Raw genomic sequence first — 26,749 nt, 5'->3', positions numbered from 1 at the left:
TGATGATGGAATGGATGAGTTGGACCGTCCCCACGGCGGCGTTCTTCAGCGTCATTGCCTTGATCCTCGTAGGCATGACGACCTGGGAATTGCGTTCGCCGAGCATATTGCGACGAGGTTTTTTGCCGATTGCCACCACCCGTGGCGATCGGTTGTTCATCGGTCTTCTCGGCAGCGCCTACCTGCATTTGCTGGTAATCGGCGTGACCGACTGGAGCATCTGGGTCGCCTTCGCGTTGTCCCTGGTGTGGCTGTTGGTGGTGATGCGTTGGGGCTAGTCGAATCGCTCGGCAATGTTGCACCGAAACTCAATAAGGAGGTCTCTATGTTCGACAAAAACAATAAGCTGCGACATAGCATTTCATTGGCAGCCATGCTGGCACTCAGCGGTTTGAGCGCGTCTGCCTGGGCCGATGCCTATGAAGACGCCGCGAAGAAATGGATCGGCAGTGAATTCAAGCCGTCGACCCTGACGGCCGATCAGCAACTCGAAGAGCTGAAGTGGTTCATCAAGGCGGCGGAGCCGTTTCGTGGGATGAGTATCAAGGTGGTTTCGGAAACCATCGCCACCCACGAATACGAGTCCAAGGTGCTGGCCAAGGCCTTCACCGAGATCACCGGGATCAAGCTGACCCACGACCTGTTGCAGGAAGGCGATGTGGTGGAAAAGCTGCAGACGCAGATGCAGTCGGACAAGAACATCTATGACGGCTGGGTCAACGACTCGGACCTGATCGGTACGCACTTTCGATACGGCAAGACCGAATCGATCACCGACCTGATGGCCAACGAGGGCAAGAACTTCACTTCGCCTACCCTGGACATCAAGGACTTCATCGGCATCTCCTTCACCACCGCGCCGGACGGCAAGATCTATCAATTGCCTGACCAGCAGTTCGCCAACCTGTACTGGTTCCGCGCCGATTGGTTCGAACGTGCGGACCTCAAGGCCAAGTTCAAGGAAAAGTACGGCTACGAGCTGGGTGTACCGGTGAACTGGTCGGCCTATGAAGACATCGCCAAGTTCTTCAGCGAAGACGTCAAGGAAATCGACGGCAAGCGTGTCTACGGGCACATGGACTACGGCAAGAAAGACCCGTCCCTGGGCTGGCGTTTCACTGACGCCTGGTTCTCCATGGCCGGTGGTGGCGACAAGGGCATTCCCAACGGCTTACCGGTGGATGAATGGGGTATCCGGGTCGAGGATTGCCATCCGGTCGGCTCCAGCGTGACCCGTGGCGGCGACACCAACGGCCCGGCGGCAGTGTTCGCCACCACCAAATACGTGGACTGGATGAAGAAATACGCACCACCGGAAGCGGCGGGCATGACCTTCTCCGAGTCCGGGCCGGTGCCGTCCCAGGGCAACATCGCCCAGCAGATCTTCTGGTACACCGCCTTCACCGCCGATATGACCAAGCCGGGCCTGGCAGTGATGAACGCCGATGGCACGCCGAAATGGCGCATGGCACCGTCGCCACGCGGACCGTATTGGGAGGAGGGCATGAAGCTGGGGTATCAGGACGTGGGTTCCTGGACGTTCATGAAGTCCACGCCTGAGAAGCAGAAACTGGCAGCCTGGCTGTATGCGCAGTTCGTGACCTCTAAAACCGTGTCGCTGAAGAAAACCATCGTCGGCCTGACCCCGATCCGCGAATCGGACATCAACTCGCAGGCCATGACCGACCTGGCACCGAAACTCGGCGGCCTGGTGGAGTTCTACCGCAGCCCGGCCCGCGTGCAATGGACCCCGACCGGGACCAACGTGCCGGACTATCCACGCCTGGCGCAACTGTGGTGGAGCCACATCGCCGAAGCCGCCAGCGGCGAAAAAACCCCGCAACAGGCACTCGACGGCCTGGCCAAGGATCAGGACGCGATCATGTCCCGTCTGGAACGCTCGAAGGCCCAAGCCACCTGCGCGCCGAAAATGAACCCGGAGCGCGATGCGCAGTACTGGTTTGATCAGCCGGGTGCGCCGAAGCCAAAACTGGCGAACGAGAAGCCGCAGGGTGAGACCGTGAGTTATACCGAGCTGCTCAAGTCGTGGGAGGCGGCGCGTAAGTAAAGTGCTGAAGTTGTGACATGCGAACGGCACCGGAAGGTGCCGTTTTCATTTGTGTCTGATAAGGCCTCTTCGCGAGCAAGCCCGCTCCCACATTAGATCGGCGTCGGACTCAAGTTATGTGTTCACTGCAGATCAACTGTGGGAGCGGGCTTGCTCGCGAAGAGGCCGTCTCTGGCAATCGATATCTAATGGACGGTCAAATGTATGAAGGTTAAAAGATCGCAGCCTTCGGCAGCTCCTACAGGGTGTACCTCGTTCCAATGTAGGAGCTGCCGAAGGCTGCGATCTTTTGATGTCGACTCAATAACAAAAACGGCACCCGAAGGTGCCGTTTTCATTTGTGTCTGATAAGGCCCCTTCGCGAGCAAGCCCGCTCCCACATTAGATCGGCGTCGGACTCGAGTTATGTGTTCACTGCAGATCAACTGTGGGAGCGGGCTTGCCCGCGAAGAGGCCGTCTCTGGCAATCGATATCTAATGGACGGTCAAATGTATGAAGGTTAGAAGATCGCAGCCTTCGGCAGCTCCTACAGGGTGTACCTCGTTCCAATGTAGGAGCTGCCGAAGGCTGCGATCTTTTGATGTCGACTCAATAACAAAAACGGCACCCGAAGGTGCCGTTTCTGTTTACTACCGAGTGTCGCTTAAGCGATCAACCCGCCAGACCCGATTGCTGTACCAGGTTCAACAGCGGCTGTGGATACAGGCCGAGGAAGAACGCCAGTACCGCGATGGCCAGCAGCATCACGCCGCCTGCACGTTGTTCCCAGTGCAGTTGGGCATCGTGGCGACGCAGGTTTGGTTCGATCAGGTACAGGGTGACCATGACACGCAGGTAGTAGAACACGCCGATGGCGCTGCCCAGTACCAGGGAGCCGACCAGCCACCATTGTTGCGACTGGACACCGGTGGCGATGATGTAGAACTTGCCGATGAAGCCCGCGGTCAGCGGGATACCAGCCAGGGACAGCATCATCACGGTCAGTACGGCAGTCAGGTACGGACGGCGCCAGAACAGGCCGCGGTATTCGTACAGGGCATCGGCGTCACGGCCGTTGTACGGCGACGACATCAGGGTGATCACGCCGAAGGCGCCGAGGCTGGTGATCACGTAGGTGACCAGGTACACGCCGATGGCTTCCACGGCCAGACCCTTGCTCGCCACCAGGGCGATCAGCAGGTAACCGAAGTGAGCAATGGACGAGTAACCCAGCAGACGCTTGAGGTTGCTCTGGGTTAGCGCCAGCAGGTTACCGAACAGGATCGACGCGATGGCGATGATGGTCAGCACGTCGCTCAGTACACCGCTGCTCGCCGCTGGCGAGATCTGGAACAGACGCACCATCACCGCGAACACCGCGACTTTGGAGGCCGTGGCCAGGAACGCTGCAACCGGCGCCGGAGCACCTTCGTAGACGTCCGGGGTCCAGAGGTGGAACGGTACCAGCGACAGTTTGAACGCCAGGCCGATCAGCATCATGCCCAGGCCCAGTTGTGCCAGCGAGCTTGGCAGGCCGGTGGCGGCCAGAGCCTGGCCGATACCGACGAAGCTCAGGGAGCCGGAGTCGGCATACAGCAACGCCATGCCGAACAACAGGAACGCGGAACCGGCAGCCGACAGCACCATGTACTTGATGCCGGCTTCCAGCGAACGCTTGTTGAAGAAGGCATAGGCGACCAGGCCGTAGACCGGTACCGAGAGCAGTTCCAGGCCAATGAACAAGCCAGCCAGGTGCTGCGCGCTGACCAGCACCAGGCCACCGGCGGCGGCCATCAGGATCAGCAGGTACAATTCTTCACGGTTGCCCGGGTAACCCGAACCGCCATCGCCGAGGTAGGCGTGGGCGAGGGTCACGCAAGCGAGGGTGGCGACCAGGATCAGCGCCATGTACAGGCAGGCAAAGGTGTCGATCTGCAGCAATGGCGTCACGGCCAGGGGCGCGACTTTCAGGGCTGGCAGGATCGACAGCAAAGCCAGGTTCAGACCCGCCACCGACAGCAGGAAGGTCTGGGAGTGGTTGCGGCGCCAGGCAATCGCCAGCATCACCACGATGATCGTGGCGCTGGTGATCAACAACGGCGCTAGCGCGATAAAGTGTTGAGTCGTGAATTCCATAGCGCTCTTACCGGGCCGAAGCGAGTTGAGTGAAGGCGGTGCCGAGCCACTGCTGCACGCCATGCATCGTCGCGGCAGAGGTATCGAGGAACGGTTGCGGGTAGACGCCGATGTAGATCAGCAGCGCAGCCAGGCCGACCACCATGATCATTTCGCGACCGTCCATGCCATGCAGGACCGCATCCGACTTGGCCGGACCGAAGTACGCACGGTGGATCATGATCAGCGAGTAGACCGAACCGAACACCAGGCCGGACGTCGCGATGATGGTGACCCATGGCGCGATCGGGAAGGTGCCGATCAGGATCAGGAACTCACCGACGAAGTTACCGGTACCCGGCAGGCCCAGGGACGCCGCTGCAAAGAACAGGCTGAGGGCTGGCAGGTAGGCGATCTTCGACCACAGGCCGCCCATTTCGCGCATGTCGCGAGTGTGGGTACGCTCGTACAGCTGGCCACTGAGGATAAAGAGTGCCGCCGCCGACAGGCCGTGCGCGAGCATCTGCATCACCGCGCCCTGCAGCGCCAGTTGGCTGCCGGAATAGATGCCGATCAGTACGAAGCCCATGTGGGAAACGGACGAGAAGGCAATCAGACGCTTGATGTCGGTTTGCGCGAACGCCAGGAACGCGCCGTAGAAGATCCCGATCAGACCCAGGGTCATGGCGAACGGCGCGAACTCGGCCGAGGCATTCGGGAACAGCGGCAGGGCGAAACGCAGCAAGCCGTAGGCAGCAGTCTTCAGCAAGATACCGGCCAGGTCCACGGAACCTGCGGTCGGCGCCTGGGCGTGAGCGTCAGGCAACCAGGAGTGGAACGGTACGACTGGCAGCTTCACCGCGAAGGCGATGAAGAAGCCGAGCATCAGGATGTACTCGGTGGTCGTCGACATCTTGGTTTTCAACAGGTCGGCGTAGTTGAACGTAATCACGCCGGTGTCGTTGAAGTTGACCAGTACCAGGCCCAGGATCGCCACCAGCATGATCAGGCCGGAAGCCTGAGTGAAGATGAAGAACTTGGTCGCCGCGTAGATCCGGGTTTTCTTGCCGTCCGAAGAACTGTGACCCCAGAGCGCGATGAGGAAGTACATCGGCACCAGCATCATTTCCCAGAAGAAGAAGAACATGAACAGGTCGAGGGCCAGGAACACGCCGACGACACCGCCCAGGATCCACATCAGGTTCAAGTGGAAGAAGCCCACGTGACGCTGGATCTCTTTCCACGAGCAGAGTACCGAGAGGACACCCAGCAGGCCGGTCAGCATGATCATCAACAGCGACAGGCCGTCGAGGGCCAGGTGCACGTTGATGCCGAAGCGCTGGATCCAGACGTGCTTGAACTCAAGCGCCCAGGTCGGATCGGCGCCAGGCGCCGGGGCAAACGAATAGTCGCCGTTAGCCCACAGCCAGAGGCCGAGGGCGAGCAACAGGGACATGGTGATCAGCGCAATCCAGCGGGGGAGGGTGGCGCCGAAGCGCTCACCCAGCCAGCACAGCAGGCCGCCGATGAAGGGGATCAGGATTAGCCAAGGCAGAATCATGACGGGCTCAATTCCTTTCGCAAGTTCGCAAGGTTCATATCAGACCGCTACCAGCACGACGGCGCCGATTACCAGCACGGCACCAGCAGCCATCGAGGCGGCATACCAACGCAGTTGACCCGTCTCGGTACGGCTCAGGGCGGTGTGACCGCCTTTGGCCATGCGCGGGATCAGGCCGATGGTCTGGTCCAGTGGGTCTTTGCGCAGGATGTGGCTGATCGCCAGGTATGGCTTGACGAACAGTTTGTCGTAGATCCAGTCGAAGCCCCAGGCAGCGAACCACCAGGCCGAGAGGAAACGGCCGATGCCGCTGTTGGCGATCGCGGTGACGAAGCGACGCTTGCCGAGGAACAGCAGCGCAGCCAGCAGGATACCGGACAGGGCGATGGCGCCCGAGGCGATTTCCAGGCTGTGCTTGGCTTCGCCGCCGGCATGGCCGACGCTTTGCGGCAGTACGCCGTGCAGGGGTGGAACGATCATCGCGCCAATGGCGGTGGACAATACGATCAGCACCGACAGCGGCAGCCAGTGAGCGATGCCGTGACCGGCGTGGGCTTCGGTCTTCGCTTCACCGTGGAACGCGATGAAGATCAGGCGGAAGGTGTACAGCGAGGTCATGAACGCACCGACCAGACCTGCGTAGAGCAGACCCTGGTTGCCGCTGGCGAACGCTTCCCAGAGGATTTCGTCCTTGGAGTAGAAACCTGCGGTCACCAGTGGCAGGGCCGCCAGGGCCGCACCGCCAACGATGAAGCTGGCGTAGGCCAGAGGCAGTTTCTTCCACAGGCCGCCCATCTTGAAGATGTCCTGCTCGTGGTGGCAGGCAACGATCACCGCACCGGAGGCAAGGAACAACAGCGCCTTGAAGAAGGCGTGGGTCATCAGGTGGAAGATAGCGCCGTCCCAGGCGCCAACGCCCAGGGCCAGGAACATGTAGCCGATCTGGCTCATGGTCGAGTAGGCGAGGATACGCTTGATGTCGGTTTGAACCAGGGCGGCAAAACCTGCCAGCACCAGGGTCACACCGCCGACGATGCCGACCAGGTGCAGGATTTCCGGCGCCAGGGTGAACAGGCCGTGGGTACGGGCGATCAGGTAGACGCCCGCGGTTACCATGGTTGCGGCGTGGATCAGTGCCGAAACCGGGGTAGGACCGGCCATCGCGTCCGCCAGCCAGGTTTGCAGCGGCAGTTGCGCGGATTTACCGACAGCGCCGCCCAGCAGCATCAGGGTGGCCATGACCATCCAGAAGTCACCGGCCTGGAATTTCTGCGGTGCCAGCACCAGCAGTTCCTGGACGTTCAGCGTACCCAGTTGGGCGAACAGGATGAACAGGCCGATAGCCATGAACACGTCGCCGATACGGGTCACGATGAAGGCCTTGAGCGCGGCGTTACCGTTGTTGCGGTTGCTGTAGTAGAAACCGATCAACAGGTACGAGCACAGGCCCACGCCTTCCCAGCCGAAGTACAGGAACAACAGGTTATCGCCCAACACCAGGAACAGCATGCTGGCGATAAACAGGTTGGTGTAGGCGAAGAAGCGCGAGTAACCGGCTTCACCGCGCATGTACCAGGACGCGAACAGGTGGATCAGGAAACCCACGCCAACCACCACACCGAGCATGGTCAGGGACAGACCATCGAGGTACAGCGCGAAGTTCGGCGTGAAGCCTTCCACCGCCATCCACTGCCACAACACCTGGGTGTAGTGGCCGTCTTCCGGTGGGGCGACGTTGAATTGCCAGATCACGTAAGCCGTGACGATGGCCGACAAGCCGACGGAACCGACGCCGATCAGCGCCGAGAGGTTTTCCGAGAGGCGTCCACGGGAGAACGACAGCAGCAGGAAACCAATGAGAGGGAATACGAAAGTCAGATAGAGAAGATTCATCCGCGCATCTCGCTGGCAGCGTCGATATCGAGAGTGTGGAAGCGGCGGTACAGCTGCAACAGAATCGCCAGGCCGATACTGGCCTCGGCGGCTGCCAGGCTGATCACCAGGATGAACATGATCTGTCCATCCGGCTGCGCCCAACGGCTACCGGCAACGATGAAAGCCAAGGCGGAGGCATTCATCATGACCTCCAGGCTCATCAGCACGAAAAGAATGTTGCGGCGGACCATCAGGCCGACCAGACCGAGGCAGAACAGGATGCCGGCGACCGCCAGACCATGCTCCATAGGGATAGCAGGCATCGTCATTGCTCCTTGGCTTCGTTGCGGCCCAAGTGGAACGCCGTCACGGCTGCGGCGAGCAGCAGCATCGAGGCGAGTTCGACCACCAGCAGGTACGGACCGAACAGGCTGATGCCCACGGCCTTGGCGTCTACGGTGGTGTGGCCAACGGCCTCACCGGTCTGGTGGGAGAACAGCACATACAGCAGTTCCACCAGCAGCAGCGCAGCCAGGGCGACCGGGCCGGCCCAAATACCGGGCTTGAGCCAGACGCGCTCTTGCTGAACCGAGGCCGGGCCAAGGTTCAGCATCATCACCACGAACACGAACAGCACCATGATGGCGCCAGCGTAGGCGATCACTTCCAGGACACCGGCAAACGGCGCGCCGAGGGCGAAAAACGTCATCGCCACGGCAATCAGCGAAATGATCAGGTAGAGCAGGGCGTGCACAGGGTTGGTGTTGGTGATCACGCGAAGCGTGGACACCACAGCGATACCCGATGCGAAATAGAAAGCGAATTCCATCTTTCTTCCTTAAGGCAGCAAGCTCTTCACGTTGATCGGTTCGGCTTCATTCTGCGCGGAGCCTTTCGGCTTACCGGCAATAGCCATACCTGCAACACGATAGAAGTTGTAATCAGGGTTTTTGCCGGGGCCGGAGATCAGCAGATCTTCTTTCTCGTAAACCAGGTCCTGACGTTTGAACTCGGCCATTTCGAAATCCGGCGTGAGCTGGATCGCGGTGGTCGGGCAGGCTTCCTCGCAGAGGCCGCAAAAGATGCAGCGCGAGAAGTTGATGCGGAAGAAGTCCGGATACCAGCGACCGTCTTCGGTTTCAGCTTTCTGCAGCGAGATGCAACCGACCGGGCACGCCACGGCGCACAGGTTGCAGGCTACACAACGCTCTTCGCCGTCGGGGTCGCGGGTCAGGACGATACGGCCACGGTAGCGCGGCGGCAGGTAGACCGGTTCTTCCGGGTACTGCAGCGTGTCGCGCTTGCGGAAGGCGTGGCCGAAAATCATCACCAGGCTGCGAAGCTGGGTGTAGAAGCCATGCACGATGTCAAATATGTACTTCATGATTCTCTCTCCTCACTGAGCCGCGACGGCGGGCGTGTTGAGCAACACGATCGCAGCGGTCACCAGCATGTTGACGAGGGTCAGCGGCAGGCAGAACTTCCAGCTGAAATCCATCACCTGGTCATACCGTGGGCGCGGAATCGAGGCGCGCAGCAGGATGAACATCATGATGAAGAACGCGGTTTTCAGTGCGAACCAGATGAACGGGATCTGCGGCAGGATGCCGAACGGACCGTGCCAGCCACCGAAGAACAAGGTCACCAGCAGTGCCGAAATCAGCACGATGCCGATGTACTCGCCGACGAAGAACATGCCCCATTTCATGCCGGCGTATTCAATGTGGTAACCGTCGGCCAGTTCCTGCTCCGCTTCCGGCTGGTCGAACGGGTGACGGTGAGTCACGGCGACGCCAGCGATGAAGAAGGTCAGGAAGCCGAAGATCTGCGGAATGATGAACCACATGTTCTGCGCTTGGTATTCAACGATGTCGCGCATGTTGAACGAGCCGACCTGGATCACGATGCCCATCAGCGACAGGCCCATGAACACTTCGTACGACACGGTCTGTGCCGAGGCCCGCAAGCTGCCCAGCAGGGCGAACTTGTTGTTGCTCGACCAGCCGGCGAACAGCACCGCGTAGACCGACAGGCCGGCCATGGCGAAGAAGAACAGGATGCCGATGTTGATATCCGCCACGCCCCAGGTCGGGGTGATCGGGATGATCGCGAAGGCAATCAGCAGGGCGCTCATGGCCACGACCGGTGCCAGGGTGAAGATCATCTTGTCGGCGAATGGAGGCGTCCAGTCTTCCTTGAAGAACATCTTGATCATGTCGGCGGCGATCTGGAACGCGCCGAACGGGCCGACGCGGTTCGGACCGTAACGGTCCTGCCAGAGGGCGAGCAGGCGACGCTCCACCCAGCTGAGCAGGGCGCCGCAAACCACCACGGCGAGCAGGATCACCACGGCCTTGAGGACCGCGATGATCACGTCGATCACTTCAGGAGTGAACAAGGTCATTGAGCTGCCTCCTGCAGACCGTCAACGGATTTACCAAAGATCGCTGGCGGAATGCCGGCGATGCCCGCAGGCAAGGCCACCAGGCCTGCGCCCAGCTCTTCGTTGATGCGCAGCGGCAGACGCAGGGTCTGGCCGGAAACGTTCAAGCTCAGCATGGCGCCGTCGTTGACACCCAGGCGGTCGGCTTCGGATTTGGCCAAGGCGACGTAGGCGGCCGGAATACGTTCCTGGACCGGCGCGGCTTTCGAAGAGTTCTCTTCGCTGCCGAACAGGTGGAAGAACGGCACGACCTGCCAGGTGCCCGGGGCCGGGTTGAACGCGCGCGGAACACTGGCGAACCAGTTCAGCGAATCACCTGTGCTTTCGATCAGGCGGGTGCCCGGGTCGCCAGCGCGGATGTGACCACCGACTTCGTCCTGGAACTTGTTCCAGGCTTGCGGCGAGTTCCAGCCCGGAGACCAGGCGAATGGCACTTGCTGGCGCGGTTCGGCCGAGCCCGAGTAACCTTCCATCGAGAAGGCGAACGCGGTGTCCTTGTCCTGCGGGGTACGCGGTTCGTGCACGCTGATGTCGGCGCGCATGGCGGTACGACCGGAGTAACGCAACGGTTCACGGGCCAGTTTCATGCCCTTGATGCGGAACGCGGCGGACGGAGCGGCATCGACGATGCGGTTCAATTGCGGCGTGCTTGCAGCCACGGCAGCGGTGACGTGGTCCAGTTGGGTCCAGTCGATCGGCTGGTTCAGCAGGGTCGCACGCAGGGCATGCAGCCAGCGCCAGCCTTCGTGAACCAGGATGCTCGCGTCCATGTACTTCGGATCGAACACCTGGAAGAAGCGCTGGGCGCGACCTTCCTGGCTAACCAGGGTACCGTCGCCTTCAGCGAAGCTGGCGGCTGGCAGGACCAGGTGTGCGCGATCGCTGGTAGCGGTCTTCTGGTGGTCGGCCACGATCAGCACTTTGGTGGCGTTCAGGGCTGCGTCGACCTTGGCCTTGTCAGTGCGGGTGTACAGATCGTTTTCCAGCACGACGATGGCGTCGGCTTTACCGTCGATCACCGCTTGCAGGGCTGCATCGACCGATTCGCCACCGAGCATGGCCAGGCCGAGGCTGTTGGCCTCAGGCACGATCAGGCTGATGGAACCGTTCTTCTCGCGCAGCTTCAGGGCCTTGGCGATGTTCGCGGCAGCTTCGATCAGGGCTTTGGAGCCCAGGGAAGTGCCGGCGATGATCAGTGGGCGCTTGGCCGCGAGCAGGGCGTCGGCAATGCGCTTGGCCAGCTCGAGGGCTTCGGCGTCCAGGCCTTCGACGGCCGGAGCGCTGGCGTCGAGGGCGTGAGCCACGGCGAAACCGATGCGGGCCAGGTCGTCGGGAGCGGCGTGAACGCACTCTTCGGCGATGTCGTCGAGCTTGGTTTCAGCCAGGCTTGCAATGAACAGCGGGTTCAGCGCGTGCTGGCCGATGTTCTTCACCGCAGCGTCGAGCCAAGGCTGGACGCGCATGGCGTCAGCCATGTCTTCGGCCTTGCCCTTGACCGATTGACGCAGGGACAGGGCCATACGAGCAGCAGTCTGGGTCAGGTCTTCACCGAGGACGAACACGGCGTCGTGGTCTTCGATGTCGCGCATGTTCGGCACAGGCAGCGGGCTGTCTTTGAGCACCTGCAGGACCAGACGGATGCGTTCCAGCTCGGCAGCTTCGATACCGGAGTAGAAGTGCTCGGCACCGACCAGTTCGCGCAACGCGTAGTTGCTTTCGAGGCTGGCGCGGGGCGAACCGATACCGACGATGTTGCGACCGCGCAGCAGGTCGGCGGCTTTATCCAGGGCTTCGTCGAGGCTCAGCTTGGCGCCATTGGCCAGCAGGGGCTGACGTGGGCGGTCTTCGCGGTTGACGTAGCCATAGCCGAAACGGCCACGGTCGCACAGGAAGTACTGGTTCACCGAACCGTTGTAGCGGTTTTCGATACGACGCAGTTCACCGTAGCGCTCGCCCGGGGAGATGTTGCAACCGCTGGAGCAGCCATGGCAGATACTCGGCGAGAACTGCATGTCCCACTTACGGTTGTAGCGCTCGGAGTGAGTCTTGTCGGTGAACACACCGGTCGGGCAGACCTCGGTCAGGTTGCCGGAGAACTCGCTTTCCAGCACGCCGTCTTCAACGCGACCGAAGTACACGTTGTCGTGGGCGCCGAATACGCCGAGGTCGGTGCCGCCAGCGTAGTCTTTATAGAAGCGCACGCAGCGGTAGCAAGCGATGCAGCGGTTCATCTCGTGGGAAATGAACGGGCCCAGTTGCTGGTTCTGGTGGGTACGCTTGGTGAAGCGGTAACGGCGCTCGTTGTGGCCGGTCATTACCGTCATGTCTTGCAGGTGGCAGTGACCGCCTTCCTCACAGACCGGGCAGTCGTGAGGGTGGTTGGTCATCAGCCATTCAACAACGCTGGCGCGAAATGCCTTGGACTCTTCATCGTCGATGGAGATCCAGGTGCCATCGGTGGCAGGGGTCATGCAGGACATGACGATACGACCACGGGTGTCGTTCTCGTCGGTGTACTGCTTGACCGCGCACTGGCGGCAAGCGCCAACACTGCCGAGGGCAGGGTGCCAGCAGAAATACGGAATATCGAGGCCCAGAGACAGACATGCCTGTAACAGGTTGTCTGCCCCATCGACTTCGAGCGCTTTGCCGTCTACGTGGATAGTGGCCATGGTTCAAAGTTCTTCGTTGGCCCGGTGTCAGCGGGCGTGGCTAATGGAATCTTGTTATCCGCGCGAATCAACACAGCCGGTGAAGGCGTCATCGCGCGAAAAGCGAAGGGCACGGACCCTTCGCCTTTTTTAAGCATTTACGCGCCGACTACGATCGGCCTTGCCAGAGGCGGGACGGCGGCGCGGGTAGGCGCGATGCCGGCTTCGAACTCGTGGCGGAAGTATTTGATGGCACTGCCCAACGGCTCCACGGCGCCCGGTGCGTGAGCACAAAAGGTCTTGCCTGGGCCAAGGAAGCCGACCAGACCCAGCAGGGTCTCGATGTCGCCGGCTTGCCCTTCACCGTTCTCGATGGCCATCAGCAGCTTGACGCTCCATGGCAGGCCATCGCGGCAAGGGGTGCAGAAGCCGCAGGATTCGCGGGCGAAGAACTGCTCCATGTTGCGCAGCAGGGACACCATGTTGACGCTGTCGTCCACCGCCATGGCCAGGCCGGTACCCATACGGGTGCCCACCTTGGCGATGCCGCCGGCGTACATTTGTGCGTCCAGGTGTTCCGGCAACAGGAAGCCGGTACCGGCACCGCCAGGCTGCCAGGCCTTGAGCTTGTAACCGTCGCGCATGCCGTCAGCATAGTCTTCGAACAGCTCGCGAGCGGTGACGCCAAACGGCAGCTCCCACAGGCCAGGGTTCTTGACCTTGCCGGAGAAGCCCATGAGCTTGGTGCCCATGTCTTCGCTGCCTTCGCGAGCCAACGATTTGTACCAGTCCACGCCGTCGGCGATGATCGCCGGCACGTTGCACAGGGTCTCGACGTTGTTCACGCAGGTCGGCTTGCCCCATACGCCAACGGCGGCAGGGAAGGGCGGCTTGGAGCGCGGGTTGGCGCGGCGGCCTTCGAGGGAGTTGATCAGTGCGGTTTCTTCACCGCAGATGTAACGCCCGGCACCGGTGTGGACGAACAGCTCGAAATCAAAGCCGCTGCCCAGGATGTTCTTGCCCAAAAGACCGGCTGCCTTGGCTTCTTCCACGGCACGGTTCAGGTGCTTGGCGGCGGTGGTGTACTCGCCGCGCAGGAAGATGTAGCCACGGTAGGTTTTCAGTGCGCGGGCACTGATCAGCATGCCTTCGATCAGCAGATGGGGCAGTTGCTCCATCAGCATGCGGTCTTTCCAGGTGTTGGGCTCCATTTCATCCGCGTTGCACAGCAGGTAGCGGATGTTGATGGATTCGTCTTTTGGCATCAGGCCCCACTTCACGCCAGTGGGGAAGCCTGCACCGCCGCGGCCTTTAAGGCCGGAGTCTTTCACGGTCTGGACGATATCGTCCTGGGCCATGTCGGCGAAGGCCTTGCGCGCCGCGGCGTAACCGTTCTTGGCCTGGTATTCGTCGAGCCATACGGCTTCGCCGTCGTCACGCAGGCGCCAGGTGAGCGGGTGAGTCTCGGCCGAACGCTTGATGCGGTTGGCCGGACCGAAGGAAGTCAGGGTCATACGTAGCCCTCGAGCAATTTGGCAACGCCAGCTGGCTGCACATCACCGAAAGTGTCGTCGTCGATCATCAACGCCGGCGCCTTGTCGCAGTTGCCGAGGCAGCAGACCGGCAGCAGGGTGAAACGACCGTCGGTGGTGGTTTGACCCAGGCCGATGCCGAGTTTGCTCTGGATTTCGCTGACCACCGACTCGTGGCCGCCGATGTAGCAGACCATGCTGTCGCAGACGCGAATGATGTGACGGCCCACTGGCTGACGGAAGATCTGGCTGTAGAACGTCGCCACGCCTTCAACGTCGCTGGCCGGGATGCCGAGGATCTCGCCGATGGCGTACAAGGCGCCGTCCGGCACCCAGCCACGTTCCTTCTGGACGATCTTCAGGGCTTCGATCGACGCCGCGCGCGGGTCTTCGTAGTGATGCAACTCGTGCTCGATGGCCGAGCGCTCGGTTTCACTCAAGGTGAAACGGTCTGTCTGGATAAGCGTGCTGTTCATGCTTAGCGGTCCACGTCGGCCATAACGAAATCGATACTACCCAGGTACGCGATCAAGTCCGCGACCATGCTGCCTTTGATCACCGAAGGGATCTGCTGCAGGTGCGGGAAGCTTGGGGTACGAATCCGGGTGCGGTAGCTCATGGTGCCGCCATCGCTCGTCAGGTAATAACTGTTGATGCCCTTGGTCGCTTCGATCATCTGGAAGGATTCGTTGGCCGGCATGACCGGGCCCCACGAAACTTGCAGGAAGTGCGTGATCAAGGTCTCGATGTGCTGCAGCGTGCGCTCTTTCGGTGGCGGCGTGGTCAGCGGGTGATCCGCCTTGTACGGGCCTTCCGGCATGTTGCGCAGGCACTGGTCGATGATCTTGATGCTCTGGCGCATTTCTTCCACGCGCACGATGCAACGGTCGTAGGCATCGCCATTGGCCGCCAGCGGCACTTCGAACTCGAAGTTCTCGTAGCCCGAGTACGGCCGCGCCTTACGCAGGTCGAAGTCGCAACCGGTGGCACGCAGGCCGGCACCGGTGACGCCCCATTCCAGGGCTTGCTTGGTGTTGTAGTCGGCGACGCCGATGGTCCGGCCACGCAGGATGCTGTTGTCCAGCGCGGCTTTCTGGTATTCGTCCAGGCGCTTGGGCATCCACTCGACGAAATCCTTGACCAGTTTTTCCCAGCCGCGCGGCAGGTCGTGGGCGACGCCACCGATGCGGTACCAGGCCGGGTGCAGGCGGAAACCGGTGATGGCTTCGATCACCGTGTACGCCTTCTGGCGGTCGGTGAAGGTGAAGAACACCGGGGTCATGGCGCCAACGTCCTGGATGTAGGTACCCAGGAACAGCAGGTGGCTGGTGATCCGGAAGAACTCGGCCATCATGATGCGGATGACGTCGACCTTCTCAGGCACCTTGATGCCGGCCAGCTTCTCGACCGAGAGCACGTACGGCAAGTTGTTCATCACGCCGCCGAGGTAGTCGATACGGTCGGTGTACGGGATGAAGCTGTGCCAGGACTGACGCTCGGCCATCTTCTCGGCGCCACGATGGTGGTAGCCGATGTCCGGGACGCAGTCGACGATCTCTTCACCGTCCAGCTGCAGGATGATGCGGAACGCACCGTGCGCCGAAGGGTGGTTGGGACCCAGGTTGAGGAACATGTAGTCCTCGTTCGGGCCGGAACGCTTCATGCCCCAGTCTTCAGGCTTGAAGCGTGCGGCTTCTTCCTCGAGCTGTTGCTTGGCCAGGGTCAGGCTGTACGGGTCGAACTCGGTGGCACGGGCCGGGAAGTCCTTGCGCAGCGGGTGACCTTCCCAGGTCGGCGGCATCATGATGCGCGACAGGTGCGGGTGACCTTTGAAGTCGATGCCGTACATGTCCCAGACTTCACGCTCGTACCAGTTGGCATTTGGCCAGATGCTGGTGACGGTTGGCAGGCTGAGGTCGCTCTCGGACAAGGCGACCTTGATCATGACGTCACTATTACGTTCGATCGACATCAGGTGGTAGAACACGGAGAAGTCGACGCCGTTCGGCAGCCCTTGACGCTTGGTGCGCAGACGCTCGTCCACGCCATGCAGGTCATAGAGCATGACGTACGGCTTGGGCAGGTTGCGTAGGAACGTCAGGACTTCGACGAGTTTGGCGCGGGCAACCCAAAGCACCGGCATGCCGGTGCGGGTAGGCTGGGCGGTGAACGCCTCCGGGCCAAAACGGTTGTTCAGTTCGACGACCACATCCTGGTCGTCTGCCTTGTAAGGCGGGATGTACAGAGCACTGCCTGTAGTCATGGTTATTTAATCGCTTTCGGTCAACGTAAAGAATGAAGCCAGTGTCTCGTTCTATTGAAGAAGCAGAGCTGGATCAGACTTCGTCGGGGCTGCGCAGGTTGGTGACTGCGATTCGCTGTTCGCGGCGCTTGTCCTTTTCGGAAGGCATCTCGGCGCGATATACGCCTTGATCGCCAACGACCCAGGAAAGCGGACGACGCTCCTGTCCAATCGACTCCTGCAGCAGCATCAAGCCTTGCAGGAAAGCTTCAGGGCGGGGCGGGCAGCCAGGCACGTAGACGTCCACGGGCAGGAACTTGTCCACCCCTTGAACGACGGAGTAGATGTCGTACATGCCACCGGAGTTGGCGCACGAACCCATGGAGATGACCCATTTAGGTTCGAGCATTTGCTCGTAGAGACGCTGAATGATCGGCGCCATCTTGATGAAGCAGGTACCGGCGATAACCATGAAATCCGCCTGGCGCGGCGATGCCCGGATAACCTCGGCGCCGAAGCGCGCGATGTCGTGGGGCGCCGTGAAGGCGGTGGTCATTTCCACGTAGCAGCACGAAAGACCGAAGTTATACGGCCACAGGGAGTTCTTGCGCCCCCAGTTGATCGTGCCGTTAAGCACGTCTTCGAGCTTGCCCATGAAAATGTTTTTGTGGACTTGATCTTCTAACGGATCGGAAACGGTTTCCCGCTGGCCGATCGGATACTGCTCGTTAGGAGCATCGGGGTCGATCCTGGTGAGATTGTATTGCATTGCCAAAGCCTCATTGTTTCAGCTTCGCTTGCCGCTTGCGCCGAGCTTCCGGAGCCCAGTCAAGGGCACCCACTCGGAATAGGTAGACAAGACCTGCCAACAGAATTGCTATGAAAACGAGAGCTTCGACGAATCCGGTCCAGCCGCTTTCGCGGACGGACACAGACCATGCAAAGAGAAAGAGGGCTTCGATATCGAAGATCACGAACAGCATCGCGACCAGATAGAATTTGGCTGAGAGCCGCAAGCGGGCGCCACCTGTAGGTAGCATGCCGGACTCGAACGGTTCGTTTTTGCTGCGGCCCCAGGCTTTTGACCCAAGGAGGCTGGAGACGCCCAGCATGAAGGCACAGAGGCCGACGACGCCTAGAAGGAAAATGGCAAAGCCCCAGTTGTGGGCCATGAGTCCTGTCGCTTCGGGCATGCTGGTAATCCTTAACAGAGAGCAAAGGTCTCTGAGCTTGAAAAGGTAACAACGCAGTGACGATATGTCGCAGCAATCAATCCCGCTGATTTTATGGCTAAACACCCAGCAAGTAAAATTCCTATAGCGAAATTATTTATAGGAATAAGGACATAGCGAGCGGCAAAAGCGCCGTAGCCCTTGCGTTGCGGGCATTAGCCGGCATTTTTGGAAATATGTTTTGTAGGGAATGTAACGAACATAGTTTTGGCTAAATGATAATCAATATTGTTTGGGTTGGTTTTTAAACTGTTTATCAGGTTTATGGTTGGAAAGTTGCCTTACATGCACGTAACTGTAGGAGCTGACGAGTGAAACGAGGCTGCGATCTTTTGATCTTGTTTATCGGCAAAATCAAAAGATCGCAGCCTCGTTTCACTCGTTAGCTCCTACAGGGTTACGGGGGTTTGTGGTGCTGCGCGCAAAAAAAAACGCCCCGAACCAGTCGGGGCGTCAGATGTGCAGCGCTGCGGTTAGCTTTCTATAGGGCCCGCAGCGGCTGATGTCTCAATCGAAGCAGATCAGTGGAACTGTTCTTCTTCAGTCGAACCGGTCAGAGCGGTCACCGACGACGAGCCACCCTGGATCACGGTGGTCATGTCGTCGAAGTAACCGGTGCCCACTTCCTGCTGGTGAGCCACGAAGGTGTAGCCCTTGGCGGCGTCGGCGAATTCCTGCTCCTGCAGCTTCACGTAGGCAGTCATGTCGTTGCGGGCGTAGTCGTGCGCCAGGTTGAACATGCTGTGCCACATGTTGTGAATGCCGGCCAGGGTGATGAACTGGTGCTTGTAACCCATGGCGGACAGTTCGCGCTGGAACTTGGCGATGGTCGCGTCGTCCAGGTTTTTCTTCCAGTTGAAGGAAGGCGAGCAGTTGTACGACAGCAGTTGGTCCGGGTATTCCTTCTTGATCGCTTCAGCGAAGCGACGAGCCTCTTCCAGGTCTGGCTTGGCGGTTTCGCACCAGATCAGGTCGGCGTACGGTGCATAGGCCAGGCCGCGAGCGATTGCCTGGTCGAGGCCGGCGCGCACTTTGTAGAAGCCTTCCTGGGTACGTTCGCCAGTTACGAACGGCTGGTCGTACGGGTCGCAGTCGGAAGTCAGCAGGTCGGCGGCGTTAGCGTCGGTACGGGCCAGGATGATGGTCGGAGTACCGGCAACGTCGGCTGCCAGACGGGCAGCGGTCAGCTTCTGTACCGCTTCCTGGGTAGGAACCAGTACCTTGCCGCCCATGTGGCCGCATTTCTTCACGGAAGCCAGCTGGTCTTCGAAGTGAACGCCGGCGGCGCCTGCCTCGATCATGCTCTTCATCAGCTCGTAGGCGTTCAGTACGCCGCCGAAACCGGCTTCGGCGTCAGCCACGATTGGCGCGAAGTAGTCGATGTAGCCTTCGTCGCCCGGGTTCTTGCCGGCTTTCCACTGGATCTGGTCGGCACGACGGAACGAGTTGTTGATGCGCTTGACCACGGTTGGAACCGAGTCCACCGGGTACAGCGACTGGTCAGGGTACATCGATTCGGCGGAGTTGTTGTCCGCAGCCACTTGCCAGCCCGACAGGTAGATCGCCTGGATACCGGCTTTGACTTGTTGTACAGCCTGGCCGCCGGTCAGGGCGCCCATGCAGTTGACGAAATCTTTCTCAGGACGGAAGGCTGGCTTGGCACCCTGGGTAACCAGGTTCCACAGCTTCTCGGCGCCCATTTTTGCAAAGGTGTGCTCAGGTTGAACCGAGCCACGCAGGCGGACGACGTCAGCAGCGGAGTAAGTGCGTGTCACGCCTTTCCAGCGCGGGTTTTCAGCCCAGTCTTTTTCGAGGGCTGCAATTTGCTGTTCGCGTGTCAGTGCCATGGGAGATAAACCTCGTCGCGTCTTTATGAAAAGTTGTTCTGCGGTGGAAAATTCCTGCGCTCGCTGACCAGAAGCCTAGGTGGTCAAGTCGGGTTCGGCGGGGGTGGCGACGGGATGAACGATGGCTCGAGGGGAAGTGAGCAGGTAAAGGCGAACTGCGGGCGCATTCGGGCGTCGTGGGCCTTGGTACGAACATCAGTGTGGTGCCGGATTACCTAATTACGCTTCCGTCCCTCGGGACAACTTCGTTCCAGTCGGCAACCTCGTCAAACACACCTTGTGGGCGGTACAGACACGAAGCGGTTCGCGGGGTAGGTGCGAACATCGCCTCGAAGGCCCTTGCCAGGGCCCCTGATTAGCGGGAGCGAGGCCATCATGCCTTTGCTTTTTTGACTCGTCAAACGTTTTGTAGTGCTTTTTTTCAGGCACTACATCTTTGGTCTAATACGACCTGCCAGTCAGTTTTTGGTGTCTTGGTCCAAAGTATCGACTTTCACCCGCAGGGTCATGTCATCGCGTCCCTGGGTCCCGTAGCTGCGGGCCATACCCTGTTTGTCGGCCTGTGTCTGGCGATTCACGCCGGCCAGCAGGATCCATTCCCCCAGGCGGCCGGTGACGGTTGTGTCGGTGCTTTGCACATTCACTACATCGGGACGTTCCTGGCTCATGCGGTCACGGTTGGTACTGATCGAAAGGTGAACGATCTCGCCGGTGACGTTGGCGGTGACGTAAAAGCCCTGGGTGACGTTGCGGTATTCGGTCTGGCTGCGCAGGTCGCCGTAGGAATCGACCTGGGTGCTGGTCAATGGCACGCTCTGGCCGACCTGGATCAGCGCCGGCATGCCGTCGGTGGCCTGGATTTGCTGGATGCCACCCTCGCGACTGGCGGTGCTATGGCTGATGATTCGGGTCTGGCCCGGCTTGGCGCCGTTCACCGAGTAGCCCTGATCGCCCTGAAAGTTGTTTTCGTTCGTATCGACTGTGATCAGCAAGCGTTTGGGTGCCGTATCGAGTTGGCTTAATAAAGTCTTAAGTTCGTCGATTTTGCGCTGATCGGCTTTGACGATGAGTTGATTGCCGTAAGCGCTGACTTGGCCATCCTTGCCGATGAAATCCTGCGCAACCGGCAACATGTCGGCACTGCTGTGGTAGTTCAGCGGCACGATTTCGGTGGCGGCCATGAGTGAAAAACTGCAGGTCACCAGCAGTGTGGTGAGCAGGGTGCGTAGGGACATATCCGTTATCTCCGCCAGCTTCAAAGTGTAGATAGTGCCAGTTTGTCGGCCCGGGGTGTGTAGGAGCGAGCATGCTCGCGATGGTCGTGAACGATGAAGCGTGAAGCCTGACACCCCGCGGCGTTCTCAAGTCCATCGCGAGCATGCTCGCTCCTACAGCGTGTTGGTATTACCGGTTTGTCGGCCTGGGAGGGGGCAAGTTGAATCGTAGACAGCAAAACGCCCCGGCATCGTATGATGCCAGGGCGTTTTGTGGTGGGCTTCAAGGCCCCATCGCGGGCAAGCCCGCTCCCACAGGTCTTGCGCGATCCTTGTGGGAGCGAGCCTGCTCGCGAAGGCCGCGACTCGGTATCAGCCCGAGTGACGAACCATGTCCACATGCGGAATCCCTGCTTCCAGGAACTCCTCGCTGACCATGTGAAAGCCCAGGCGCTCGTAGAACGCCGTGGCCTGCACCTGGGCGCTGAGCATTTGCTGCTTCAGCCCGCGCTCTTCGGCTTCGTCGATCACCGCATGCATCAGCGCATCGCCGACCTTCAGGCCGCGCCAGTCCTTGAGTACCGACACCCGGCCGACGTGACCGTCAGGCAGCAGGCGGGCGGTGCCGACCGGAAAGTCGCCTTCGAGGGCAAGAAAGTGCACGGCCGTGACATCGTCGGCATCCCATTCCAGCTCGGGTGGTACGGATTGCTCGGCGACGAACACCGCTTCACGAATGCGCCGGATCTCGGCGTTGTCCTTTTGCCAGTCTGCGACACGTACGTGAATCTTATTCATCGGCAAACCCCAGGCTTCCTTGCTTGACCAGTTCGCACAGCAGGCCGCGGCCATCTTCGTCGGTCAACCAGTCACCCAGGTTGTCGACGTGCAGCGCGTCGGCGGCGCAGATCATCTTCAGCAGTTCGCGCAGTTTGCCCGGCAGGTAGCGGCTCTGGCCGCTGGCAAACAGCAACAGGTCGTCATCGACTTCCGACCACGCCAGGCGCGCACTAGGGTTGCGGATCAGTACGGCGCCTTGCTCCAGCGCGCCGAGAACGTCTTCTTCCTCGAGGTCTTCAGGGCCGACCACCAGTTCCGGGTAGCGGGGTTCGGTCATGAACTGGCCGAACCAGGTCAGCAGCAGGCGCTCGTCGCTCATGTGTTCGGCCAGCAGGCTTTTCAGGCGGTCGAGGGCGTCATGCTGGATCTGGTGCGGATCGACCGCCGGCACGGCGTCGGCGTCGGTGTAGCGCTCTTCGTCCGACAGGAACTGGCTGAGGAAGTCGGTGAAGTGGGTCAGCACTTCAGCGGCGCTCGGTGCGCGGAAACCTACGGAGTAGGTCAGGCAGTCATCGACAGCCACGCCACAGTGGGCCAGGCGTGGCGGCAGGTAGAGCATGTCGCCCGGTTCCAGCACCCATTCATCGGTGGCCTCGAAGTCGGCGAGGATGCGCAGGTCCGCGTGTTGCAGCAGCGGGCTTTCGGCGTTGCACATCTGGCCGATTTTCCAGTTGCGCTTGCCGTGGCCTTGCAGCAGGAACACGTCGTAGTTGTCGAAGTGCGGGCCGACGCTGCCACCGGGGGCGGCGAAGCTGATCATCACGTCATCGATGCGCCAGCTCGGCAGGAAGCGGAAGTTTTCCAGCAGTTCGCTGACTTCCGGCACGAACTGGTCGACGGCCTGCACCAGCAGGGTCCAGTCGCGCTCCGGCAACTTGCTGAACTCGTCTTCGGCAAAGGGGCCGCGACGCAATTCCCATGGGCGCTCGCCGTTCTCGATGATCAGGCGCGATTCGACTTCTTCTTCCAGCGCCAGGCCGGCCAGTTCGTCGGCATCGATCGGGCTTTCGAAATCAGGAATCGCCTGACGGATCAACAGCGGTTTTTTCTGCCAGTAGTCGCGCAGGAACTCGCGTGCCGTGATGCCGCCCAGAAGTTGAAGAGGAATGTCAGGATTCATGTGTAACCTATTGAAAAAAAGCACTTTTCATACGGGAATAAAAACGCCCGGCGCGGCCGGGCGTCTTAAAAGGGTCCAGCGGTCGATCAGATGCGTTTGGCTTGCGCTACAGCGTTGCCGATGTAGTTCGCCGGGGTGAGCAGTTTCAGCTCGGCCTTGGCGACGGCTGGCATGTCCAGGCCGTCGATGAAAGTTTGCAGCGCCTCAGGGCTGATGCCCTTGCCGCGGGTCAATTCTTTCAGCTTTTCGTACGGGTTTTCGATGTTGTAGCGACGCATGACGGTCTGGATTGGCTCGGCCAACACTTCCCAGCAAGCGTCCAGGTCAGCGGCAATCTTCTGCTCGTTGAGCTCCAGCTTGCTGATGCCCTTGAGGCTGGCTTCGTATGCGATCACGCTGTGGGCGAAGCCGACACCGAGGTTGCGCAGTACGGTGGAGTCAGTCAGGTCGCGCTGCCAGCGGGAGATTGGCAGTTTGCTCGCCAGGTGCTGGAACAGTGCGTTGGCGATACCCAGGTTGCCTTCGGAGTTTTCGAAGTCGATCGGGTTGACCTTGTGCGGCATGGTCGACGAGCCGATTTCGCCAGCGATGGTGCGCTGCTTGAAATAACCCAGGGAGATGTAGCCCCAGATATCACGGTCGAAGTCGATCAGGATGGTGTTGAAGCGCGCGATTGCGTCGAACAGCTCGGCGATGTAGTCGTGCGGTTCGATCTGCGTGGTGTACGGGTTGAAGCCCAGGCCCAGCTCGTCTTCGATGAAGGCGCGGGCATTGGCTTCCCAGTCGATCTCAGGGTAGGCCGACAGGTGAGCGTTGTAGTTGCCGACAGCGCCGTTGATCTTGCCCAGCAGCGGAACGGCAGCGACCTGGGCGATCTGGCGCTCCAGGCGGTAAACCACGTTTGCCAGTTCTTTGCCCAGGGTGGTTGGCGACGCCGGTTGGCCGTGGGTGCGCGACAGCATCGGCACGTCGGCGAAGCGGATGGCCAGTTCGCGGATGGCTTCGGCGGTCTGGCGCATCAGCGGCAGCATCACGTCATCACGGCCTTCGCGCAGCATCAGGGCGTGGGACAGGTTGTTGATGTCCTCGCTGGTGCAGGCGAAGTGGATGAACTCGCTGACAGCGGCCAATTCCGGCAGCTTGGCGGCCTGCTCCTTGAGCAGGTATTCGATGGCTTTTACGTCGTGGTTGGTGGTGCGCTCGATCTCTTTGACACGCTCGGCGTGCTCCAGGGAGAAGTTTTCCGCCAGGGTGTTCAATACCGCGTTGGCTTCGGCGGAGAACGCCGGCACTTCGCTGATGGCAGGGTGAGCGGCCAGGCGCTGGAGCCAGCGCACTTCAACCAGGACGCGGGCACGGATCAGGCCGTACTCGCTGAAAATTGGGCGCAGGGCCTGGGTTTTGCCGGCGTAGCGGCCGTCAACAGGGGAAACCGCAGTGAGCGAAGAGAGCTGCATGGGGTGTTCTCGGACAGTCGGGCAACGAAATGGGGCGCGTATCATACATGAAAAAATCCGCCGGTCCGTCGCCAACTGACCGGCGTATTACGCGTATTGCTAAGTTCGGTGCTGTCGATGCGGGTTATTCGTTACGCATCAATGGGTAAAGCTCTTTGAGCAATTTTTTGCGGCTAATCACCAGCTGCCAGCGATGACCGCCCAATTGTCGCCATAGGCGTGCCGAGCGGATACCGGCCAGCAGCAGGGCGCGAATTTTCGAGGCGTTGCTCGGTTGCTGCAGGTTGCGCATGTCACCGTGCACCTGGATGCGTTGGCGCAGGGTGCTCAGGGTGTCCTGATACAGTGCGCCACATGCGGCGATCACGTTTTCGTGGGCCGGACCGAAGTGCTCGACCTGGGACTGGATCTGCGGCAGGCGCTTGCCGATGATCTCCAGCATGTCTTCGCGCTTGGCCAGTTGACGCTCCAGGCCCAGCATGGCCAGGGCATAGCGCAGCGGTTCGCGTTGCAGGGCACTCGGGTCGCGTTCGAGGGCGCCGATCAATGCGCGATAGCCTTCACGCAGGTTGATATCGTCGCCGCCATAGACTTCCAGTGTGTCCTTGGGGTCGCGAATCAGCAGGCTGCCGAGCATGCAGGTCAGGCCGGCCTCGTTGGTCTGGCCGGTCTTGGCGATCTTGTCCACCAGCACCGCGGCGAGGAATACGCCGCCCAGCGCCGTCAGTTGCTCCTGGGTGGGACTCATTGGGCCTGGCCTTTACTGGTGCTCTTGCTTGTCCAGGGTTCTGCAACTTCGATCACACCGCCGCCAAGGCAGATCTCGCCGTCGTAGAACACCACGGATTGGCCTGGAGTCACCGCGCGTTGCGGGTCATCGAAGGTCGCGCGATAGCCGGTAGCGGTTTTCTCCAGGGTGCAGGGCTGGTCGCCCTGGCGATAACGAACCTTGGCGGTCAGCCTGCGCGGCTGGCTCAGGTCGATCGGGTTGACCCAATAGATATCCGAAGCGAGCAGGGCGCGGGAGAACAGCCACGGGTGATCGTTTCCCTGGCCAACGATCAGCTCGTTGTGTTCCAGGTCCTTGATCAGCACGTACCACGGCTCGTCGCTGGCGTCTTTCAGCCCGCCGATGCCCAGGCCCTGGCGTTGGCCGATGGTGTGGTACATCAAGCCATGGTGGCGGCCGATGACTTCACCTTCGGTGGTCTTGATCTCGCCCGGTTGTGCCGGCAGGTATTGCTTGAGGAAGTCGCTGAAGCGGCGTTCGCCGATAAAGCAGATCCCGGTGGAATCCTTCTTTTTCGCGGTCGCCAGCTCGTATTTCTCGGCAATTGCGCGAACCTGGGGTTTTTCCAGTTCGCCGACCGGGAACAGGGTCTTGGCGATCTGCTCGCCGCCAACGGCGTGCAGGAAGTAGCTCTGGTCCTTGTTCGGGTCCAGGCCCTTGAGCAGTTCGGTGCGGCCGTCGATGTCGCGGCGGCGCACGTAGTGACCGGTGGCGATCAGGTCGGCGCCGAGCATCATGGCGTAGTCGAGGAACGCCTTGAACTTGATCTCGCGGTTGCACAGGATGTCCGGGTTTGGCGTACGACCGGCCTTGTATTCGGCCAGGAAGTGCTCGAACACGTTGTCCCAGTACTCGGCGGCGAAGTTGGCGGTGTGCAGCTTGATGCCAATCTTGTCGCACACGGCCTGGGCGTCCGCCAGGTCGTCCATGGCGGTGCAGTATTCGGTTCCGTCGTCTTCTTCCCAGTTCTTCATGAACAGGCCTTCCACCTCATAGCCCTGCTCGATCAGCAGGAGGGCGGAAACGGAAGAGTCCACGCCGCCGGACATGCCGACAATGACGCGCTTCTTTTGTGTGTCAGAAGGGGCTGGATCACGCATAGGGATTCAATGAGTGTCTTGAAAAAGGACGCGATTCTAACAGGCTCCAGCCCGCAAGGCTAAAGAGAAGGGCGGATCAATTCGAGGCCGAAGTGTTTGCCGTCCAGATAATCGTCGATGCAACGCATGATCAGCTCGCTGCGCCAGTTGTCGCGCCGGCCGATTAATTCCTCGCGGGTCAACCACTTGGCACCGACGATGCCCTCATCCAGTTGATACTCGGGGTGATGTTTCAGCGGTTTGGCGATGAAGCAGACCCGCTGGTAGGTCACGCCGTTGCTCGGGGCGGTATAGAGATAGATTCCCAGTACACCGGTGGGTTCGACGTCCCAGCCGGTTTCCTCGAGGGTTTCGCGCACGGCGGCCTCGGTCAGGGTTTCGTTCGGGTCCAGGTGGCCGGCGGGTTGGTTGAGCACCACGCGTCCGTGCTTGAGTTCTTCGACCATCAGGAAGCGGTCGTTGTCTTCGACGATGGTGGCGACGGTGATGTGGGGTTGCCAGTCCATGAATTTCCCTTGATGTTGAAATGCTGTCCCTGTGGGAGCGAGCCTGCTCGCGAAGGCTGTGGGTCAGCCAGCATTGATGTTGAATGATAAACCGCTTTCGCGAGCAGGCTCGCTCCCACAGGGTCCGGTTTCGACAGATAAATTTGTGTGATGGCTGAAAACACAAACCCCGGCAC

Annotated in this window: 23 protein-coding genes; 2 read left to right on the top strand and 21 right to left on the bottom strand. The window is 60.5% G+C overall.

The window, feature by feature from the left end:
- The first annotated feature begins 5 nt into the window (after positions 1-5).
- On the top strand, positions 6-278 hold the full coding sequence (locus HGP31_RS20340) for a DUF2160 domain-containing protein (RefSeq protein ID WP_020801178.1): 273 nt from the start codon (positions 6-8) through the stop codon (positions 276-278).
- Between the two features lie 47 nt (positions 279-325).
- Complete coding sequence (locus HGP31_RS20335; RefSeq protein WP_168758538.1) at positions 326-2,068, top strand: ABC transporter substrate-binding protein; 1,743 nt, start codon at positions 326-328, stop codon at positions 2,066-2,068.
- A gap of 652 nt (positions 2,069-2,720) precedes the next feature.
- On the opposite strand, the gene nuoN is transcribed toward HGP31_RS20335, so the two are convergent.
- From nuoN to HGP31_RS20230, 21 genes are all read right to left on the bottom strand, one after another.
- Complete coding sequence (gene nuoN / locus HGP31_RS20330) at positions 2,721-4,184, bottom strand: NADH-quinone oxidoreductase subunit NuoN (protein WP_020799549.1); 1,464 nt, start codon at positions 4,182-4,184, stop codon at positions 2,721-2,723.
- A gap of 7 nt (positions 4,185-4,191) precedes the next feature.
- Entirely contained in the window at positions 4,192-5,724 is a 1,533-nt protein-coding gene (gene nuoM / locus HGP31_RS20325) for an NADH-quinone oxidoreductase subunit M (RefSeq protein WP_020799548.1), read from the bottom strand.
- Positions 5,725-5,763: 39 nt separating this feature from the next.
- Positions 5,764-7,617: an NADH-quinone oxidoreductase subunit L gene (gene nuoL / locus HGP31_RS20320; protein WP_020799547.1), complete on the bottom strand. Its 1,854-nt coding sequence runs from the start codon at positions 7,615-7,617 to the stop codon at positions 5,764-5,766.
- Positions 7,614-7,922: an NADH-quinone oxidoreductase subunit NuoK gene (gene nuoK, locus HGP31_RS20315; protein ID WP_007946416.1), complete on the bottom strand. Its 309-nt coding sequence runs from the start codon at positions 7,920-7,922 to the stop codon at positions 7,614-7,616. The genes nuoL and nuoK overlap by 4 nt, the downstream gene beginning before the upstream one ends.
- Positions 7,923-7,924: 2 nt before the next feature.
- Positions 7,925-8,428 carry an NADH-quinone oxidoreductase subunit J gene (gene nuoJ / locus HGP31_RS20310; RefSeq protein WP_020799546.1) on the bottom strand — a complete coding sequence of 168 codons (504 nt, stop codon included), beginning with the start codon at positions 8,426-8,428 and terminating at the stop codon, positions 7,925-7,927.
- A 9-nt stretch (positions 8,429-8,437) separates the two neighbouring features.
- Positions 8,438-8,983, bottom strand: coding sequence for an NADH-quinone oxidoreductase subunit NuoI (nuoI, locus tag HGP31_RS20305; protein ID WP_007970449.1), 546 nt, complete (start codon positions 8,981-8,983; stop codon positions 8,438-8,440).
- Between the two features lie 12 nt (positions 8,984-8,995).
- The gene (gene nuoH, locus HGP31_RS20300; RefSeq protein WP_020799545.1) at positions 8,996-10,003 is read right to left on the bottom strand and encodes an NADH-quinone oxidoreductase subunit NuoH; all 1,008 of its coding nucleotides are present in this window, start codon (positions 10,001-10,003) and stop codon (positions 8,996-8,998) included.
- Positions 10,000-12,714, bottom strand: coding sequence for an NADH-quinone oxidoreductase subunit NuoG (gene nuoG / locus HGP31_RS20295; protein WP_168758537.1), 2,715 nt, complete (start codon positions 12,712-12,714; stop codon positions 10,000-10,002). The genes nuoH and nuoG overlap by 4 nt, the downstream gene beginning before the upstream one ends.
- Before the next feature lie 137 nt (positions 12,715-12,851).
- A complete protein-coding gene (gene nuoF, locus HGP31_RS20290; protein ID WP_168758536.1) occupies positions 12,852-14,207 on the bottom strand; it encodes an NADH-quinone oxidoreductase subunit NuoF in 1,356 nt (451 codons plus the stop codon).
- Entirely contained in the window at positions 14,204-14,701 is a 498-nt protein-coding gene (nuoE, locus tag HGP31_RS20285; protein WP_008053447.1) for an NADH-quinone oxidoreductase subunit NuoE, read from the bottom strand. Before nuoE ends, nuoF begins: the two co-directional genes overlap by 4 nt.
- Positions 14,702-14,703: 2 nt before the next feature.
- Entirely contained in the window at positions 14,704-16,488 is a 1,785-nt protein-coding gene (nuoC, locus tag HGP31_RS20280) for an NADH-quinone oxidoreductase subunit C/D (protein ID WP_020799542.1), read from the bottom strand.
- Positions 16,489-16,561: 73 nt separating this feature from the next.
- Positions 16,562-17,236 carry a NuoB/complex I 20 kDa subunit family protein gene (locus HGP31_RS20275; protein ID WP_008061991.1) on the bottom strand — a complete coding sequence of 225 codons (675 nt, stop codon included), beginning with the start codon at positions 17,234-17,236 and terminating at the stop codon, positions 16,562-16,564.
- A 10-nt stretch (positions 17,237-17,246) separates the two neighbouring features.
- Positions 17,247-17,660: an NADH-quinone oxidoreductase subunit A gene (locus HGP31_RS20270; protein ID WP_003223812.1), complete on the bottom strand. Its 414-nt coding sequence runs from the start codon at positions 17,658-17,660 to the stop codon at positions 17,247-17,249.
- 560 nt (positions 17,661-18,220) lie between these two features.
- On the bottom strand, positions 18,221-19,546 hold the full coding sequence (gene aceA, locus HGP31_RS20265; RefSeq protein ID WP_020799541.1) for an isocitrate lyase: 1,326 nt from the start codon (positions 19,544-19,546) through the stop codon (positions 18,221-18,223).
- A gap of 458 nt (positions 19,547-20,004) precedes the next feature.
- Positions 20,005-20,781, bottom strand: a complete 777-nt coding sequence (locus HGP31_RS20260) for a secretin N-terminal domain-containing protein (protein WP_033044677.1) — start codon at positions 20,779-20,781, stop codon at positions 20,005-20,007.
- 351 nt (positions 20,782-21,132) lie between these two features.
- Positions 21,133-21,558, bottom strand: a complete 426-nt coding sequence (locus HGP31_RS20255) for a GNAT family N-acetyltransferase (protein ID WP_033042527.1) — start codon at positions 21,556-21,558, stop codon at positions 21,133-21,135.
- Entirely contained in the window at positions 21,551-22,720 is a 1,170-nt protein-coding gene (locus HGP31_RS20250; protein ID WP_020799538.1) for a ribosomal protein uL16 3-hydroxylase, read from the bottom strand. The genes HGP31_RS20255 and HGP31_RS20250 overlap by 8 nt, the downstream gene beginning before the upstream one ends.
- Positions 22,721-22,806: 86 nt before the next feature.
- The gene (gene purB / locus HGP31_RS20245; protein WP_083349383.1) at positions 22,807-24,177 is read right to left on the bottom strand and encodes an adenylosuccinate lyase; all 1,371 of its coding nucleotides are present in this window, start codon (positions 24,175-24,177) and stop codon (positions 22,807-22,809) included.
- A gap of 124 nt (positions 24,178-24,301) precedes the next feature.
- The gene (hflD, locus tag HGP31_RS20240) at positions 24,302-24,925 is read right to left on the bottom strand and encodes a high frequency lysogenization protein HflD (protein WP_020799536.1); all 624 of its coding nucleotides are present in this window, start codon (positions 24,923-24,925) and stop codon (positions 24,302-24,304) included.
- The gene (mnmA, locus tag HGP31_RS20235; protein ID WP_020799535.1) at positions 24,922-26,067 is read right to left on the bottom strand and encodes a tRNA 2-thiouridine(34) synthase MnmA; all 1,146 of its coding nucleotides are present in this window, start codon (positions 26,065-26,067) and stop codon (positions 24,922-24,924) included. Before mnmA ends, hflD begins: the two co-directional genes overlap by 4 nt.
- 59 nt (positions 26,068-26,126) lie before the next feature.
- Positions 26,127-26,573 (bottom strand): NUDIX hydrolase, encoded by a 447-nt coding sequence (locus HGP31_RS20230; protein ID WP_020799534.1) that lies wholly within the window; start codon positions 26,571-26,573, stop codon positions 26,127-26,129.
- Between the last annotated feature and the right edge of the window lie 176 nt (positions 26,574-26,749).

This window comes from Pseudomonas umsongensis (assembly GCF_012647205.1).
Classification (GTDB): Bacteria; Pseudomonadota; Gammaproteobacteria; order Pseudomonadales; family Pseudomonadaceae; genus Aquipseudomonas; species Aquipseudomonas umsongensis.
Note: the sequence above shows the minus strand (reverse complement) of the source record. Positions and strands in the feature narration are given on the sequence as shown.